The sequence below is a fragment of the Halobacterium sp. BOL4-2 genome (genome assembly GCF_016917835.2).
Lineage (GTDB): Archaea > Halobacteriota > Halobacteria > Halobacteriales > Halobacteriaceae > Halobacterium > Halobacterium salinarum.
Genome location: NZ_CP070332.2, coordinates 441,544 through 458,774 on the forward strand (window position 1 = coordinate 441,544; position 17,231 = coordinate 458,774).

Genomic DNA, 17,231 nt, shown 5'->3' on the forward strand with positions numbered 1-17,231 from the left:
GCCAGAAACCCCCGTACAGATGACGACCCACGACAGACCCCTTGACTCGGTGCTGGACACCGTCGGTGAAACGCCGCTCGTGCGCGTGCAGGCCGCGCCCGACGACGTCCCCGTGTACGCGAAACTGGAATCGTTCAACCCCGGGGCCAGCATCAAAGACCGCATCGGCACGTACATGATCGAACAGATGCTCGCCTCCGGCGAGCTCCCCGAGGGCGGCACCATCATCGAGCCGACCGCCGGCAACACCGGTGTCGGGTTCGCGGTGGCCGCCAGCCAACTCGGCATCGACGCCGTCTTCGTCGTGCCGGAGCGGTTCAGTCTCGAAAAACAACAGCTGATGCGCGCGCTCGGCGCGGACGTGGTCAACACGTCCACCGACGACGGCATGGGTGGCGCGATCCAGCGCGCCCACGACCTCGCCGCCGAGCGCGAGGACGCCATCGTCCCCCAGCAGTTCTCCAACCCCCTGAACGCCGAAGCCCACTACGAGACCACCGGCCCCGAGATCTACCACGCGCTCGACGGTGCTGTCGGCGCGTTCGTCGCCGGCTGTGGCACGGCCGGCACCCTGATGGGCACCAGCCGGTTCCTCCGCGACCAGATCTCGGCGCTGCACGTCACGGCCGTCGAACCGGAAGGGTCGATGTACGCCTCGGCCGCCGGGGCCGACGTCTCCGAAGGCGAGTACAAGACCGAGGGCATCGGCACCCACGACCCGTCGACCAGCGAGCTGTTCGACCCCGAGTTCGTCGACGACGTCACCCAGATCCCCGACGAGGACACGCACGCCGAAATGCAGCGCCTCGCCGCCGAGGAAGCCCAACTGGTCGCGTCCAGCGCCGCCGCGAACAGTCTCGCCGCCATCGATGTCGCCGAGCGCGCCGCCGCCGGACACATCGACCTCCCACACGACTGTGTGGTCACTGTGTTCCCGGACTCAAGCGAGCGCTACCTCTCGAAGGGGCTCTACGGCGACTACGAGGAGTGGGAGGGCTGACGCCGCCCCCTACGGTGCCACCAGGCGCTGGTGGTCGACTTTGATACAGCTGTTCGACACCACCCGAAGGCCGGCCGCCGCGGCGCGCTCCTCGGCGTCGGCGTGCTGGATGCCGACCTGCAGCCAGACGGCGCCGACGTCGTCGCGCGCGATCGCAGCGTCGACGATCCCCGGCACCTCCTCGCGGGGCCGGAACACGTCCACGACATCGACCCGCTGGTCGATCTCGGCGAGCGAGTCGGCCGCCGCATGCCCGAGCACGCGCTCGGCGTACGGGTTGACCGGCACCACCGTGTAGCCGTGCGCGTCGAGATACGCGGGCACCTCGTGGGCGGGTTTCCCGGGCGTCGCCGAACACCCGACGACCGCGATCGTTTCGGCGTCCAGGACTGCCCTGCGCTCGCTGTCGGTGTTGCCTGCCATTCCACCGGCGTACGGCTACCGCGCCGATAAACCTATAGCTCCCGCCACGACGTGTCGTCACCGACACCCAGTACCCGCGCCCGAAACCCGCCGTCGTGCTCCTGGATGGTGATCACACCGTCGAACAACTGCTTGAGCGTGCTCACGGTCTTGGCGTCGTGAGCCGCCCCGTCAACGGTGAACAGCCCCAGGGCGTCCGCGGACTGCACGCGCCCGGTGAACACGTGCAGGAACCGGAACACGGTCTGCAGGTCGGAGTACATCAACAACGTCGACAACGAATGCAGCAGGATCCGATTGCGGGTGCTGTCGCGTTGCTCGTAGAGGCGCTGTAACAGCTCCGACAGCTCGATCCCGATCCCGGTCAGATCGTTCGGCGAGGACGCGTACCGCACCAACTCCGCGTCGCGCCGCTCACCCCCCATCCCTTGTTGTTTTGTCACACAATCGACGACGCCGAGCGTCGCAGTCTCGGCGTCGCCGACGCCATCGAAGGCATCGATCACGCGGTTGGCACTATCCTTGGTCGAGACGACAAGCGCGCTCTCGCCGGCGTCGGTTCCGGCCGCAAGCACCCGGAACCCGAGATCGCGCTTCCCACTCATCGCTGGTCCCTCCACAAGGAGGTTTGTCCCCTCCGACACGTCGACGCCGGAGAACGCGGCGCCTAACTCGTACATAGTATCATCACCTCCCAACGGTAGTCAGGGGCGGCCCCACAGGCCACCCAGCTCCCCCGTTCTTGCCTGCGTCTACTGTGTCCTGTGGCGGTTATATTCCTTTTGATTAGGCTGTTATGGCGTGACAAGACGCCCGACGACGAACGCCGCCGCGGCGAGCAACTGTCCGCGCTTCAACAGCCGCTGACCGGCGGCTGGGTCCGTGTAACTCCGGGCTGCCGCCACCACCATCACGACCACGCCCGGACACACGGCCACCAGATACCACCACCCGAACACGCCCACGAGATACGGCACCGGACTCGCCGCCGCTGCGCCCACGACGAACACCGCACTGACCGCCAGCGCGCGCTGGTGCCCCACCACCACCGGCAGCGTCCGCAAGCCCGCCGCCCGATCACCAGCCAGGTCCTCGACGTCCTTGATGACCTCGCGGGCGAACGTCGACAGCGCCGCCAACGCCGCCAACACACCGCCCGCAAGCGGACTGCCGACCGCCGCCGCCCCGAACACGAACGTGCTGCCGCCGAGGTACGCCACCAGCGCGTTTCCCGCACCCGGCCGTCCCTTCAAACACTGCGTGTACGTCAGCAACCCGGCCAGGTTCAGTGCCGCGATGCAGACCGCAAGCACCGGCAGCGTCGCCGCCAACGCGGCCGCCCCCACGAACAACACGACGCTGTACGCCAGCGCCCCCCGCGGCGACACCGCACCCCGGGGGATCGCGCGGTCGGGATCGTTGATCCGGTCGACCTCGCGGTCGAAGTAATCGTTGATCGCGTTCCCGCCCGCCGTCGCCAGCCAGGTCGCCCCCACCGCAGCGCCGGTCGCCGCCGGCCGCCCGACGGCACCGCCCGCAACGAACGCCCCGATGAACGTCAACGCCCCCGCCGCCAGCGTGTTCACTGGCCGCGCCAACTCAACCAGCCCGCGCCCGGTCTCCACGCCCGTCCCCATGCGTCGTATCCGCGAGTGGAGCCCACAAAAACCGAGCGAAACCACTGCCCCAGCCACACCGCATCCGTCCCCGAATCACTGGGCTTAAACGTCCCCCCCGAATACCGTGGGATGCAGGGCGCTTAGCTCAGCTTGGACAGAGCACTTGGCTTCGGACCAAGATGCCGCGGGTTCAAATCCTGCAGCGCCCACTCGATTCCTTCCTGAAGCGCGTCCAACTCAGGAGCGCGAGCTATGATTCTCTACTACCTGTGTATACGGGAACCAGGGGTGCCACAAGGGAACGTCTGAATCGGATACCAACACGCACCGGGCTGCGGCGTCTCGCCGTATCCGACTGACGCGCGCCAACTCTGGCTCGCGGAGGTGGTCGGCATGAGTCTCTGAGTCGTCTGTTACGCCCGCAGACAGCCGAATCAGGAGCGTATCTCTCCGAAGAGTCTTGGGGAGACGGGAATCTGGTTTCACGGGTACCGTGAAACTGGCAGACCGCGTGGGGGTGTAAAGATGAAAGTGCAACCAACCCCCCCTTTACATACAGCCCATCGCGTCGAGACACTCAGCAGGCGAAGGTGAGGGTCTCTGCTATTCTCTAAAAATTGGCTTCCTTAATCCGCTTAGCGAGTAGATAGTGTTTCGAATATTTGTATGAGTAGATTCGGTCAATCGCAAACCGTGTTACAAGAAGGAAATTTGCGAATCCAAGTGCCGCTATCCACAGATCAAGATTCCAGTTGATCTTGAAAGCATAGACGTAGGTGATATTCAGCGTCAATAGGGTCCAGATGACAAGAAGACCGGTTTCGATCCACAGCCACGGGGTAACCTCAAAATAGAATTCCTCCAAGTCTTCACGAATCTCGGCTTCCACGTACATCACCATCGAAGGTATTAGCGAACCGATAGTCAAATACAGAAAGACTTCTTTCGGATCAAAATACAGAAAATATCCGTAGGTTGCCGGTGTCAGGAAATAGCTTAACTTCTGATCTTTCAATATCTGGTCTCGAACGAATTCCAGAGGAGCCATGCAAACAACTTCCTAGCTCCTGCAAAGTATCAGTTCCTCCTCGGGTGTGGCGATACGACCTCTCTACAGGGACTTCCAACCCACTCAAATTTCAACTCTGTCACAGCTTGGTAGAATAATTCAAATTTTATTGGGTGAGATGGAGCAATGTGAACTCAAGAGAGGCGTTTGCGGCCAATCTCGGTCAGCTCCACACTTTTGTAACCAGCATCTCCAATACCCATCTGCGTATTCGTATCCACCCAGTCTGCCGTTTTCAGAACGTATAGATTAAGGTCGATATTCGTTTCCGATGCATCAAAATCAGCGAGAAGTTGGTCACGTTCCACCGCCGCCCGACTCGGACTTTCGAGATAATACTCGTAAAGATAGTCTACAAGTTCTCCTTGAACATCCTCATCAACGGGAACGTCGTCGCGTATCTCATCTACTCGCTCAACACCCTCATGCGAGAGAAGGTCGCTATTTTTTGCCGGCTGTTCCATCACGTACCGGTCTTTGAAGAGTTGCCACACGTCCTGTGCTTCTCGCCTGTCGACGTTCAGTACATCTTCAATCTGCTGAATTGCGTGTCCGGCGGTGATGTAGAATGTGTGGGGTTGCGGGTCGATGAATTCGTCGTAGAAATATTCAAGGACTTCATCAAGTTGTTGCTGTTGGTCAGTCGAAGACATAGATAATGTTAAACTATAGACTGGCATAAGTCTAATGAAGAGTAAATGACAATATCTCTGGGATTGAGCGAGCCTGCAGCCCGGTGGGCAAACCTACTTCCTGCCTGTTTAATTGGGACTGGTAAGGGATTTATCCGGTGAGGCGGGTTTCTGATGCGCTGTGTTGAGGGATGCGGCGTGTTTTGAATTGGTGGCCTTAGCCACACGTTCGCCCGGCTAGTCACGTGATTGGGCTCGCATAGAGAGCGTAAATGAACAGACTGAGCGCGAGAATCCACAAGCCCAAAACTACGGAATTCAGTCGCTTTCCCCAAGATCCGGGTAACTCTCGTCGTAGAACCATCGCAATGGCTACGCCGGCTAGCGCAACAAAGGCCTAAAGCATGTACAGAGTTGCTCGGGTTTTCGGCAGGACGTAGGGCATGAGAGAGTTTGCGGCCAACCAAATTACGGAGAGAAGAGTGAAATAGCCGAACATCATGAGTAGAGCGATTCTGAGCTTCGATGCATTCGTTTTTGAGAAGTAGTTTTCATCAACGTAGTATTTCAGGGCAGCAAGAAGGAGAGGGATAGTCAGAACCCCCGCGCCGACGAGCTTCTCCGGTGACCGGCGTCGGCCTGCTCGTATCGGGCGGTAAAGGGGCAATGAACCGTTGCAACAGACCGAGAACAGAATCGGGAGACGGCAGCGGGATGGGTAGCAGCAGTCCCCAATCCGGATTCTTTGTTCCGCGTATGGGGTGATCCAGTAGTCGTACGACCGGAACTCAAGATGTATTGACTCCCAGACTCGTTTAGAGTGTCCCATGGGCGCTCGACGAGCCAAGTGCACTGCTCGTGCGACAACTCGGCGTCTCCGTGCCCCTCGGACGGCGACTCGTCCGGTCCACCACTGGGTGAAGGTGTGATTACCCCAGCACTTCACCAGGGGAGTTTTAGTGGATCGCGAGTCTGGCCCCTCACATGGGAACTTCCGATGATCTCACCGAAGCCGGCGTTCGGCGCGCCGTCAGACAGGGGGTGGCAGACGCGGGGCTGTCCCTCATTTCGACTGTTTTTTGGACGATACTGTCCGTCTTCACAGTTCTCGTCGGCCTCCAGGCTGTACAGATGGCGTTCTATACAACCGGCTTGGCTGCCGTTGCCTTCGCTGCCGTCGGGATACTCATTACTGGCGCTAGCGTCTATCTGACCTATCTCCTCCACTGGGCGTGAGACCCCTCCCTGTGCAGTGACCTCTCGGGGTCGCCCTGTGTCGGGTCGATCCCGCATCGCACCGGTCGGGACGGAACGGCAGACCCGCCTCGGAGACGCCGTGGTCGCGATCCAACCGCGGCGGAGAGCGTGACCCCCCATAGGGACGGGGCGCACGCCCGCCGCCGCTTACGAGGTGTCGAACTGTTCGGCTCGATCCAGGAGCTCCGTAGCCTGGGTTTGCAGTGACTGCGCGCTCTGGGAGATCTCTTGGATGGCGCTGGTCTGCTCTTCGGCGGCGGCCGAGACGTTGCTGGCTTCGCCGGCCGTCTGATCGCTCACGCTGGCGACCTCCTCGACCATGCGTGTGGCTTCCTGGACGGACGCCGCTTGGTCTTCGGTCGCGTCGTTGATCGACTGAATGCCCGCGTTGGCGTCTTCGACGCGATCGACGATGTCCTCCAGCAGCGCGGCGGTGTCCGTGATGGTGTCCTGTCCGTCGCCGACGCGGTCGCGCATCTCGTACATGTCCTCGGCGAGCGCGCTCGTCGATGCCTCGACCTCCGCGATCAGGGATTCGACTTCGTCGGTTGCGGTCGCAGTGTCCTCGGCGAGGGATTTGACCTCGTCGGCGACCACTGCGAACCCGTCCCCGCTGGTGCTCGCGTTCTCGGCCTCGATGGACGCGTTGATCGCGAGCATGTCCGTCTGGGACGCGATGTCGTCGATCATCGTGACGATGTCGCTGATCCGACCGACCTCCTCCTGGAGGGACTGCATCTCTTCGACGGTCTGCGTGGCCTTGGATTCGATGGCGTCCATCTCCGCGATGGCGTCCGTCGCGGCTGCCTGTCCGTCCTGGCCCATCGCCGCCGCGTCCTCGGCCTGCTGGGCGACGTTGTTCGAGGAGGACGCGATCTCCTCGACGGTCGCCGAGAGGTCCGTCATTTCGCCGGCGGCAGCGGTCAGCTTCTCGTTTTGGTTCTCCGCGCCGGCGGAGATCTGCTCGATGCTTTTCGCCACCGACATACTGGACTGTTCGATCTCGTCGGTTGATGCGGACATCGCGTGGGTTCTGTCGTCGACGGCGTTGGCCGTGGCTTGGATCCGGTCGACGAGGGCTTCCAGCTGCACGAGCATGTCGTTGAACGCCGTGGCGATCTGCGCCAGCGACTCGCGGTCGACGTCCGTATCGAGGCGCTGTGTGAGGTCGCCGTCGGCCGCCTGCTGCATCTGCGTGCTGAAGCGTTCGGCCTGGCGCTCCAGCGAATCGGCAAGCGCCTGGGCCTCCTCGCGGGACTGCTCGGCGTCTCGCTGCGAGCGCTCGGCCTCCTCGCGGGCATCGGTGAGGTCTTCGATGAACGTCTCCAGGTCCGTCTGCATCGCCGTGAGCGACTCCCCGAGGGTTCCGGGCACCTCGTCGTCGAGCACGTCGTTGTCGAAGTCCTGTTGGGAGAGCGCGATGGCCTGCCCTTCGACGGTTTGAAGGTACGATTTGATGTCGCGGAACCCCGACCGAACCCGCCCGATCTCGTCGATGCGGCCGTTGTCCTGGATCTCCTGGTCGAGGTTCCCATCGGCGATCGCGGCCGTCTGGGTGGTGATCTCGCGGAGCGAGCCGATCAAGCCCGCCCGGACCACCTCGACGAAGCCGACGAGACCGATGAGGGTCAGCCCCAACAGCACCCAGATGTTCGTTTGCACGTTGTTCGCGATGGCCAGCGCGTCCGATTTGGGTGTCTCCTTGACGACAACCCAGTTGGTGGCGTCGTCCTGGACGGCCGCGAACGCGATGATCGTGTCCTCGGTGACGACCGTGCCACGGTCCTGGGATTCGATGGTTTCGATGACCCCACTGCCGCCGATGCTCTGGTACTGCGTGAGGAACGCCGACTCGTTGCGGTCGAACAACACGTCCCCGGTGGTGTCGCCGACCGCCGTGGTTTTGGTGCCGTTGATCGCGCTCGTGAACCGCTGTGCGCGCTCGCTGGTCCGAACCACCGCGATGAGCAACGCGTCTTCCTCGGGGACCGGGGACGCGTAGGCGACCGACGGCGTGCCGTCGTCGGTGTACATCCAGGTCTGAACGACCGCGTCGGGCGTCTCAAACGAGACCTCCGAGAACGCCTGCTCCTGTGGCCAGACGATGTTCGTGGCGGCGATGCCCGCGCCCTCGAGTTGCCGGTCGGTGCTGGCGCGTATGCTGCCGTTCTGCCGGCCGACGTAGTGGAGGTGTGCGACCTCCGGCGGGAGGAACTCCCGCTCCGTGGCGAGCGTTTGGCGAACCGCGGCGTTGCTGTCGGCGGTCAGGCCGCGGTGTTTCGAGAGCGTGCGGACCGTCGAGCGCTGGGATTGCACCCACTGCTCTAGTGACCCCGCCTCCTGGTCGGCGTTCGTCAGCAGCGTTGCCTGTTGTTGGTCGGTGAGTTGATTGGAGACCGCGGTCTGCGTGACGACACCGGTGACGACGATGCTAACGATCAAGACGGCCGCAAGCACGCTGAACTTCCGGACGTAGCTCCGCCGCACCCAGTCCGGGAGCGTGTCTTCGAGCGTCACGCGCGACACCCCTCGCTGTTGGTGCCCACTCTGTCTGTGCCCATGATACACCCACTCATGGGCGGCGGACTGATAAACGCATCACCGACGGCGCGCCTGGGGTCGCCACGCTGTCGCGCACGATCACCGGCTTGTCGACCGCCGTACCGGGGTCACACGAACGCGTCGGTGAACGCTCGGATGCCCTCGGTGGTGCCAGCCACCACCAGCTTGTCCCCGTCCCGGACGCGACTGTTCGGGCCGACCTCAGTGATGAGCGCACCGTCCCGGTTGATCGCCACGACCGTGCAGCCGGTTCGGGTTCGCACCAACGCGTCACCGATGCGCGTCCCCACGAGCCCGGGTGCTGCGGTCCGGACCACCTCGATCTGGCGGTCAAGCGCCAGCACGTCCTCGCCGTCGATGACCGTCGACGCGATCATGCGGCCCGTGACAGCCGCCAACGACAGCACGTAGTCCGCGCCCGCACGGTACATCTTCTGAATGCTGCCGGACTCCTCGACCCGCGCGATCACCTCCGTTGCCGGGCTCAGATCGCGGATCACCAGCGTCGCGAACTCGGTGAGCGTGTCGTCGGGCAACGCCAGAATCACCGACCGCGCGTCCTCGATGCCCGCCGCACGCAGCGTCTCCGGCTCCACCGCGTTCCCCACCACATCGACGCCATCAACGTCCGCGCTGGCATCCACGACGGTGTGTGGCACCCCGGCGGTATCCAACTCGTCGGCGATCGACTTGCCGACGTGGCCGTACCCGATTACGAGCGTCTCCCCGCGCTCGAAGCGCCGAAACTCCGACTGCGTGATCTCCATGAGCGCCTCCAGTTGGTCTTTCCGCCCGGTCACCAACAGCACGGTGCCGTCAGTGAGCCGCGTCTCGGGGTCCGGCGGGGTTTCGAACTCGCCGTTGAACCACGCACCCACGACGTTCACACCCGTTCGCTCGCGGATCCCGCTCCGCGCGAGCGTCGTCCCCTGTAGCTCACTGCCCGGATGCACCGGGAACTCCGCCATCTCGAAGCCGTCCCGGATCTCGACGGCGTCCGCCGCGTCCATCGACACCGACATCGTCACCTTGGACGCGAGACTCCGCCCCAGCAGCGGCCGCGGGGACAGCACGTCGTCAGCCCCCGCGAGGCGATGGTAGGGAATGCGGTCGGGATCCTCCACGACGCTCACGATCGGTACGTCCTCGTTGGCCTCCCGGGCAGCGAGCACGATGCTGGCGTCGACGCGGTCGGACACGTCGGCCACGAGTGCGCGCGCCGACGCCAGGCCAGCGCCACGCAGCCCCGACACCGACTCCGGATCGGCGTGCACAACGTCGACCCCGTCCTCGTAGAGCTCGATCGCCTGCTCGCGGTCGGGTTCGACGATCACGTACGCCACGTCCCGGGATTCGAGATCGGCCACGAGCGCGCCCGCCCGAGACGTGTACGTGCACACGACCACGTGATCGCTGTAGTCGTCGACCACCGTCTGTGGCACCGTCGTCGCGAACGCGTCCTCCATGAGCGGGAACACGAACGCCGGCAGCGCCATGAAGATCAACGCGACCCCGGTGAGGTCCATGACCGCCACGAACACGTTCATCTCCGGGGTCGCCCACGGCGCATCGGATCCATACCCCGTCGTCGTGAACGTCTCCACCACCACCCGGAACGAATGCACGAACGTCTTCGGGTCGCCCTCGAACAGCCGCATCCCGTAGTAGTAGCCCACAGCGAACGCCGCCATCAACCCCAGCAGGCCGAGCGAGTAGGCGGCGGTGCGCCGTTGCCACTTGTTCATGCACGTGTCGTCACACCCACCCCATTAAACGCCACCGAGAACGCAGTCACAGACGGCGCCTCCGGTGTCGGCTCCCCGCCACAAAGAACACCGCACAGCGAACCGCACCGACTCGTAGGCTTACTCGCTCGGCGCCGGCATCCGCCCGCGGTCACCCGTCACCAGGTAGTCCGCGAGGTTGCCCACCAGCACTTCGTTGTCGGCGACGTACGTCCAGTCCGGATCCAGCACCGACGAATCACCGAGCGCCACGATGTTGCCGGTCCGCGCCAGCACGCCGTACGCGTCGGCGTCCCGGGTGGTCGTCAGCTCCGTCTCCGAGTCGGTCTGCAACAACACGTTGTTGCCGGTGACCGGTGCCGCCTGATGCACGACGACGCTGTCGACACCCGCGGTGAGGTCACTACTCCCGGTCGGAGCGGCGTCGATGTTCGCGTGGTTGTTCACGTTGTCCGTGGTGTCGTACAGGTACCCGGAGCCGACCGTCAGCCCGTACTGCGACAACACCGGCGTGAACTCGGCCGCCGACCGGCCGGACCGACCGAACCCGCCGATCCCGAGCAGTCCGCCGCCACCGCCGGACTCCGGCTCGCCCGCCGCAAGCACGCGACCACCGGCGTCCACGAACGCCGACACGCCGTCGGCCTCAGCCGGCTTGAACCGGTTATCGGGGGCCAGCGAAACGAACGCGTCGGCGCCCCGAAGCGTCTCGTTCAGTTGCTCGCCGCCCGGCCCGCGGTCCGGCTGATAGAACCGAACCTCGTGGCCGTTCTCGGTGAGCGTGTTGATCAGTGGCCGCAGCTGGAACTCGCCGACGCCGTTCCCGTGGGCCTTGTCGATGACGACGACCTTCCCGCTGGTTGTCGCCGACATCTCGATCTGCCCCTCCTCGACGGGCTGCGTGGCGATATTCGGCGAGTCGTGGCCCGGCACCGACAGCTCTCCCGCGGAGAACGATCCGCTACCGCCAGCGATCATGCCCGGCCCCACGATGGCCGCCGCAACGATGACCGCGACGAGCACGAACGCGCCGATCCGAGATGTCATATCAGCAGGACGCATTTTGGATCACCTCCAGGTCAGGCCCCGCCTGTGGAGCGTATGCAAGGTATTCGTTGGTACAGAACTCCGACGCCGAGACGGCGTTCGCCGCCCCCGTATCGGAGTTGCCGCCGATGATGCTGAGGAGCCCGCCGAGACCGCCCGGGCTCCGGTACACGACGCCGTAGTTCTGCACGCTCGCGCGGTCGGCGGCGTCCGCGATCGCCGCGTCGAGGCCGCCGATCTCGTCGGCGAGCCCGATCTCGACGGCCTTGTTGCCGGCGTAGATCTGCGCCCGGCCGATCGTCTCACGGTCGACCGTGAGGTCGTCGCCGCGCTCGTTCATCACCACGTCGAGGAACGACTGCCGGAAGGTCGCGGCACGCGCGCGAGCCTTGTCAGCCGGGCCGGTCGTCCCTTTGTCCGGCGCGGATTTCCACCGCGAGGGGACGCCGTTGTTCTCCGACACGGAACTGATCACGCCAACGCTGCCAACGAGCGAGCTCGGCGTGACGTAGATCTTGTCAGTCGGCGCGATCGTGTAGTAGCCGCCCGAGGCTGCCGGGCCCCGGACGCTTGTTACGACCGGCTTCTCCTGTGCGAGCCGTTTCACCGCGCGGTACTGCACCTCGCTGCCTGAGACAGCGCCGCCCGGGCTGGACACCCGGAGCACGACCGCGTCGATCGAGTCGTTTCCACGGATCGATCGCAGTTCCTTGGCTACCGCGTCGCCTGTCCCACCAGTGATCGCCGATTCGATGTTAACGACCGCGACCGAGTTCTCCGGGCCACTGTCGGACCCCGACTGGAGCGCAACCCCGCCGACGCCGCCAACGATGGCGGCGACGACGATGATGAACGTCCAACTGGTCGCAAGCGTTTTTGCGTGTTTGTCGATTGGATTCGTCATTGTAGTCGATGCACCGTCTGTCGAAACCAAGACGGCGTTCACTCCGTCCAACACGGCCAACTGTCTTAAACGCGCCCACCGGCTCGCAGGACCTGCAAACCCGACGCCGCTCCGTCACAATCATATACCCCCGTCTCAGCGAGCGGCAGCCACCGGCCACGCGGGCCGGCACTCTGACCGCGGCTACCCCCGTGTGATGTGGTCGGCAGCGGCGAGCCCGGCTTCGACGGCGGCGTGGACCCGGCCGTCGCCGGCCACCCAGTCACCCGCGACGTGCAGCCCCGCCTCCCGGGCGGCGTCCACAGGCGCGCCCGCAACGGCGTCGTTGGGGAGCGCGTACCGCCACCCCTGGGTGTCCGTCCAGTCGGGGTCGGCCAGCCGGTCGTCGTCGAGCAAGACGCCGGCGGCCCGCGCCGCCACCGCGGCCTGCTTGCTGGCGGGGTGGTCGTAGTGCTCCCGTGACCAGTCGGGAGCCATCTGCACGATCAGGATCTCCTCGCCGTCCGGAACGTGGCCGGCCTTGCAGGCCTCCCGTGAGAGCCACCCGATGTCGTGGCCGTCGTCGGTGTTCACCAGTCCGTACCACTCCCGGTCCAGCTCGAAGGGGTAATGAAGCACGGCGGTGACGATGGGCCGATAGGACACGTCCGCGGCCGCCGCCCGGAGCGCGTCCCGGCGGTCGTCCGCCCAGTCGGTGCTCGACAGCAGCGTGGCTGTCTGTGGGGCGGGCGGCGTCAGCAACACGTCGTCGAAGCCAGTGTGTCGAGTTCCGCCGTCGATCGTTACGGTCCAGTCGCCGTCGTCGGTGCGTGCGAGCGTCTCGACGCGTGTCTCCGTTTGGACGGTGGCGTCGGTCGCCGCGAACAGCCGCTTTGCGAGCTGTGTGATGCCCGCCTCCCACGTCCACTTCGGGTCGTCGTCGCCCCGCCCCGGCGAGAGCTCGCCGTCCCCAGCGAACGTCCACACCGGCGCGGTCACGTCCACGAGTCCGTCGTCACCGAGCGCGTGGACGAGCTCCGCGACCGGGCCGTCACCGGGTTTCACGTAGTTCGCACCGTGGTCGTAGCGACAGCCGTCCTTGCGCCGGGTCGCGGCCCGCCCGCAGACGCCCCGGGACTTCTCGAAGACGGTGATCTCGCGGTCAGCCTCCCGGAGCCCGTACGCGGCCGCCGCGCCCGCGGGACCAGCGCCGACGATTGCCAGCGAATCCATACGCTGTGTTGGCGCTCGCCCGTCAAAAACCCAGGCGGCCAATGGTCAGAAGAGAAAACGGTATGGGGGAGCCTCCTGTCACCGATGATCATGAAAGTACGAATCGGCGTCGGTGCGACGGACGCGGAGGCCAGCGCGGTCGCGGCCGCACTCGCGGCACACGTCAGCGACGACGTTGCGGTGTATCTGGGCGACGCCGACGAGCCGGCAGCAGTCCACGAGCCCGAGCCCCCTGCCGACGACAGCGCCGACGCCGACGACCTCGGGCCGACCGAGCGCGAGGAGGTGCTCCGCGAGGAGATCGCGGACATCCTCGACGGCGGCCCCGAGAAGTACAAACAGCGCCTGCCCGAGCAGGACAAACTGTTCGTCCGCGACCGCCTCGCCCTCTGGTTCGGCGACGACGACGACGGCGACGACGATCTCCTCTTCGAGGACGGCAGGTTCGCGCATTTCGACGGCTGGCATCCCAACAGCCCCGATGTCGACGAGGCCGACGACGGCACTCGGGTCCCGGCCGACGGGCTCATCACGGGCGCGGCGGATTTCGACGGCCGGGACCTCCACTTCATGGCCAACGACTTCACCGTGAAAGCGGGGTCGATGGCCGAGCGCGGCGTCGAGAAGTTCCTCCGCATGCAGCAGCGCGCGCTCAAGACCGGCAAACCCGTGCTGTACCTGATGGACTCCTCGGGAGGGCGCATCGACCAGCAGTCGGGGTTCTTCGCGAACCGCGAAGGCATCGGCAAATACTACTTCAATCACTCCCGGCTCTCCGGCCGCGTCCCCCAGATCTGCGTGCTGTACGGCCCCTGTATCGCCGGGGCAGCGTACACGCCGGTGTTCGCGGACTTCACGATCATGGTCGAGGGGATGTCCGCGATGGCCATCGCCAGCCCCCGGATGGTGGAGATGGTGACCGGCGAGCAGATCGAGATGCAGGACCTCGGCGGCCCGCAGGTGCACGCCGAGCAGTCCGGCAGCGCCGACCTGGTCGCCCGCGACGAGGACCACGCCCGCGAGCTGGTCGCGGACCTCGTGCAGTACCTCCCCGACAACAGCGACGAGAAACCGCCCAGTCAGCCGGCGAAGCCGCCAGCGAAGCCGCCCAAGGGCATCGACGGCCTGATCCCGGAGGCACCGAACCGCGCCTACGACATGCACGACCTCATCGACCGCGTGGTCGATCGGGACTCCTTTTTCGAGTTGCGGCCCGAGTACGGTGCCGAGATCCTGACGGGGTACGCGCGCATCGACGGCCGCACGGTCGGCATCGTCGCGAACCAGCCCGCCCAGCGCGCCGGCGCCATCTTCCCGGACGCCGCCGAGAAGGCCGCGGAGTTCGTCTGGAAGTCCGACGCCTACAACATCCCGTTGCTGTACCTCTGTGACACGCCCGGCTTCATGCCGGGGTCGTCCGTCGAGAAAGACGCCATCCTGGAGAAGGGCAAGAAGATGATCTACGCCACCAGCGAGGCCACCGTCCCGAAGCAGTCCGTCGTGGTGCGGAAGGCCTACGGCGCCGGCATCTACGCGATGTCCGGGCCCGCCTACGACCCTGAGTCCACCATCGCACTCCCATCCGGCGAGATCGGGATCATGGGGCCCGAAGCCGCGATCAACGCCGTCTACGCGAACAAGCTCGACGCCATCGACGACCCCGAGGAGCGCAAACAGCGCGAGCAGGAGCTCCGCGAGGCGTACCGCGAGGACATCGACGCCCACCGGATGGCCTCCGAGACGGTCATCGACGAGATCGTGCCGCCCTCCGAACTCCGGACTGAACTCTCGAACCGGTTCAGCTTCTACGAGGACGTGGACAAAGACCGCCCGTCGAAGAAACACGGCACCATCCTGTAGTCGGCACTGTCCGGCCGCCTACTCGCCTCGAAGTGCGCCCACGAGCACCGCCAGCGCAAGCCCGGTCAGCCCCACGTCACGGGCGACCACGTCCCCGAACAGCCCCGTGTCGACCCAGACGACAACGAGGTACGCGGTCGTCACGGCGAGCGAGCCGGCCGCGACGAGCGCCGCGAACGCCGTACAGCGGTCCGCGAGGAGGAGCGCGGCGAACCCGAGTTCGAGGTAGCCGTTCGCCAGCATGAACGTCGTCGGGGAGACGACGAGCAGGGGGGCCAGCCAGTCCGTGACGTAGACGGTCCAGCCCGCGGGGTCGATGAGTTTGTGCGCGCCCGCCGCGACGAGCATGAGGCCCAGTCCCACGCGGGCGAGCGTCGCCGGTGCGGGTGCGCGCTCGGCGAGGCTGCTCGCACGGCCGCCGAGCGCGTCGACGCGGTCGCGTGCAGTCACGGGTTCAGTCCCCGGTCGCGTCGTGTGCACGCTTCAGCGAGAGGACGGTGCGCTCGAACTCGCAGACCAGCGGTTCGTCCTCGCGGTTGACGGCGAACACCTCGACGCGCATCGTGACGACGCCGCGCTCGCCGTCGCTGGTCTCGCGCTTGTCCGTGACCGTCGACTGCACTCGGATGGTGTCGCCGTGGAACACCGGCGCCGGGTGCTCCACGTCGTCGTAGGAGAGGTTCGCGACGATGGTGCCGTCGGTCGTTTCGGGGATGGTGATGCCGACGGCAAGGCTCATCGTGTAGAGGCCGTTGACGATGCGCTCGCCGAACTGCGTCTCGGACGCGAACGCGGCGTCCAGATGCAGCGGCTGCTGGTTCATCGTCATGTCACAGAACTCCTGGTTGTCCGCCTCCGAGACCGTGCGCCGGGTGGCGTGCTCGATCGTCTCCCCGACCTCGAAGCCCTCGTAGTAGCGGCCTGTCATGCCCGGGAGGTGGACGCCACCCGTCAAAGTCGCTCCGGAAACGTACAAGATGGGGGCCGCCGTCGTCGTGCACATGACCCGACGCAGCGTGCTGTTCTCGCCGGGCGACCAGCCCAGCCTGATGCGGAAGGCACCGACCACGGGGGCCGATGTGGTGGTTTTCGACCTCGAAGACGCCGTCGCGCCAGCCCGCAAAGGCGACGCGCGGCGCGCGGTCAGCGACCTGCTCACGGCCGCCGACTTCGACCCCGACTGTGAGGTCTGTGTGCGCGTCAACCCCGTCGGATCGGGCGCGGGCGACGACGTGGACGCGGTCCTCTCGGGGGGCGGCTTCGATTCGGTGGTGGTCCCGAAGGTGACCGACGCCGACGACGTGGCGACCGTCGACAGCCTGCTCGCCGAGCACGACGCCACATCGCCGGTGCTCGCGCTCGTGGAGTCGGCGGCGGGCGTGCTGAACGCCCACGAGATCGCAGCCGCAGGCCCCACGGACGCGCTGGTGTTCGGTGCCGAAGACCTCTCCGCGGACATCGGGGCCACCCGGACGGACGAGGGGACGGAGGTGTTGTACGCCCGCGAGCGCGTCGTGCTCGCGGCGAGCGCGGCGGACGTGGACGCCATCGACACCGTTCACACTGCCATCGAGGACCCCAGTGCCGTCGCCGCCGACGCGCGGTTCGCGGCCGACCTGGGGTTCGACGGGAAGCTGGCGATTCACCCGGCGCAGGTCGACCCGATCAACGACGCGTACACGCCCACCGAGGCCGACACCGCGTGGGCGACCCGCGTGCTCGACGCCGCAGCCGACTCCGACGCGGGGGTGTTCCGCGTGGACGGCGAGATGATCGACGCGCCGCTCATCGCGCAGGCCGAACGCATCATGCGACGGGCGCGGGCCGCGGACAACTGATTGGGAGCTGACGCTTCCAGCGGGGATGATCCGTCATGCTTATTCGTTGAGTTTGAAAGTGGC

Annotated in this window: 16 protein-coding genes and 1 tRNA gene; 5 read left to right on the forward strand and 12 right to left on the reverse strand. The window is 65.6% G+C overall.

Going from position 1 to position 17,231, the window contains the following annotated elements; all coding sequences use genetic code 11:
• Nucleotides 1–19 precede the first annotated feature (19 nt).
• Nucleotides 20–1,000 carry a PLP-dependent cysteine synthase family protein gene (locus JRZ79_RS15530; RefSeq protein WP_205252497.1) on the forward strand — a complete coding sequence of 327 codons (981 nt, stop codon included), beginning with the start codon at nt 20–22 and terminating at the stop codon, nt 998–1,000.
• 9 nt (nt 1,001–1,009) lie between these two features.
• Here JRZ79_RS15530 and JRZ79_RS15535 read toward each other — a convergent pair whose 3' ends face one another.
• The 3 genes from JRZ79_RS15535 to JRZ79_RS15545 form a co-directional block, all read right to left on the reverse strand.
• Nucleotides 1,010–1,423 (reverse strand): CoA-binding protein, encoded by a 414-nt coding sequence (locus JRZ79_RS15535; RefSeq protein ID WP_010902412.1) that lies wholly within the window; start codon nt 1,421–1,423, stop codon nt 1,010–1,012.
• Between the two features lie 32 nt (nt 1,424–1,455).
• Nucleotides 1,456–2,103: a hypothetical protein gene (locus JRZ79_RS15540; RefSeq protein ID WP_010902413.1), complete on the reverse strand. Its 648-nt coding sequence runs from the start codon at nt 2,101–2,103 to the stop codon at nt 1,456–1,458.
• Between the two features lie 114 nt (nt 2,104–2,217).
• On the reverse strand, nt 2,218–3,060 hold the full coding sequence (locus JRZ79_RS15545) for a geranylgeranylglycerol-phosphate geranylgeranyltransferase (protein WP_205252498.1): 843 nt from the start codon (nt 3,058–3,060) through the stop codon (nt 2,218–2,220).
• Nucleotides 3,061–3,176: 116 nt separating this feature from the next.
• Between JRZ79_RS15545 and JRZ79_RS15550 the strand changes: the two genes are divergently transcribed.
• Nucleotides 3,177–3,251 (forward strand) — tRNA-Arg (locus JRZ79_RS15550).
• 401 nt (nt 3,252–3,652) lie between these two features.
• Here JRZ79_RS15550 and JRZ79_RS15555 read toward each other — a convergent pair.
• Together JRZ79_RS15555 and JRZ79_RS15560 are read right to left on the reverse strand one after the other, a co-directional pair.
• On the reverse strand, nt 3,653–4,090 hold the full coding sequence (locus tag JRZ79_RS15555) for a hypothetical protein (protein ID WP_205252499.1): 438 nt from the start codon (nt 4,088–4,090) through the stop codon (nt 3,653–3,655).
• A gap of 155 nt (nt 4,091–4,245) precedes the next feature.
• Nucleotides 4,246–4,764, reverse strand: a complete 519-nt coding sequence (locus JRZ79_RS15560; protein ID WP_205252500.1) for a hypothetical protein — start codon at nt 4,762–4,764, stop codon at nt 4,246–4,248.
• A 963-nt stretch (nt 4,765–5,727) separates the two neighbouring features.
• Between JRZ79_RS15560 and JRZ79_RS15565 the strand changes: the two genes are divergently transcribed.
• A complete protein-coding gene (locus tag JRZ79_RS15565; protein ID WP_205252501.1) occupies nt 5,728–5,979 on the forward strand; it encodes a hypothetical protein in 252 nt (83 codons plus the stop codon).
• Nucleotides 5,980–6,147: 168 nt separating this feature from the next.
• Here the strand turns inward: JRZ79_RS15565 and JRZ79_RS15570 are convergent, their stop codons facing one another.
• The 5 genes from JRZ79_RS15570 to JRZ79_RS15590 form a co-directional block, all read right to left on the reverse strand.
• Nucleotides 6,148–8,517: a methyl-accepting chemotaxis protein gene (locus JRZ79_RS15570; RefSeq protein WP_231546341.1), complete on the reverse strand. Its 2,370-nt coding sequence runs from the start codon at nt 8,515–8,517 to the stop codon at nt 6,148–6,150.
• A gap of 152 nt (nt 8,518–8,669) precedes the next feature.
• A complete protein-coding gene (locus JRZ79_RS15575) occupies nt 8,670–10,307 on the reverse strand; it encodes an NAD-binding protein (protein WP_205251575.1) in 1,638 nt (545 codons plus the stop codon).
• Nucleotides 10,308–10,427: 120 nt separating this feature from the next.
• On the reverse strand, nt 10,428–11,354 hold the full coding sequence (locus JRZ79_RS15580; protein ID WP_231546342.1) for a hypothetical protein: 927 nt from the start codon (nt 11,352–11,354) through the stop codon (nt 10,428–10,430).
• Nucleotide 11,355: 1 nt separating this feature from the next.
• Nucleotides 11,356–12,258 (reverse strand): S49 family peptidase, encoded by a 903-nt coding sequence (locus tag JRZ79_RS15585; protein ID WP_010902421.1) that lies wholly within the window; start codon nt 12,256–12,258, stop codon nt 11,356–11,358.
• Between the two features lie 183 nt (nt 12,259–12,441).
• Complete coding sequence (locus tag JRZ79_RS15590; protein WP_205252502.1) at nt 12,442–13,470, reverse strand: FAD-dependent oxidoreductase; 1,029 nt, start codon at nt 13,468–13,470, stop codon at nt 12,442–12,444.
• Nucleotides 13,471–13,560: 90 nt separating this feature from the next.
• Between JRZ79_RS15590 and JRZ79_RS15595 the strand changes: the two genes are divergently transcribed.
• Entirely contained in the window at nt 13,561–15,330 is a 1,770-nt protein-coding gene (locus tag JRZ79_RS15595) for an acyl-CoA carboxylase subunit beta (protein WP_205252503.1), read from the forward strand.
• 18 nt (nt 15,331–15,348) lie between these two features.
• Here JRZ79_RS15595 and JRZ79_RS15600 read toward each other — a convergent pair whose 3' ends face one another.
• Nucleotides 15,349–15,780 (reverse strand): DoxX family protein, encoded by a 432-nt coding sequence (locus JRZ79_RS15600; RefSeq protein WP_205252504.1) that lies wholly within the window; start codon nt 15,778–15,780, stop codon nt 15,349–15,351.
• 4 nt (nt 15,781–15,784) lie between these two features.
• Nucleotides 15,785–16,258: a MaoC family dehydratase gene (locus JRZ79_RS15605; RefSeq protein ID WP_010902425.1), complete on the reverse strand. Its 474-nt coding sequence runs from the start codon at nt 16,256–16,258 to the stop codon at nt 15,785–15,787.
• 73 nt (nt 16,259–16,331) lie between these two features.
• Here JRZ79_RS15605 and JRZ79_RS15610 point away from each other — a divergent pair, with 73 nt between their 5' ends.
• Nucleotides 16,332–17,168 (forward strand): CoA ester lyase, encoded by an 837-nt coding sequence (locus JRZ79_RS15610; RefSeq protein ID WP_205251580.1) that lies wholly within the window; start codon nt 16,332–16,334, stop codon nt 17,166–17,168.
• Nucleotides 17,169–17,231: the final 63 nt, after the last annotated feature.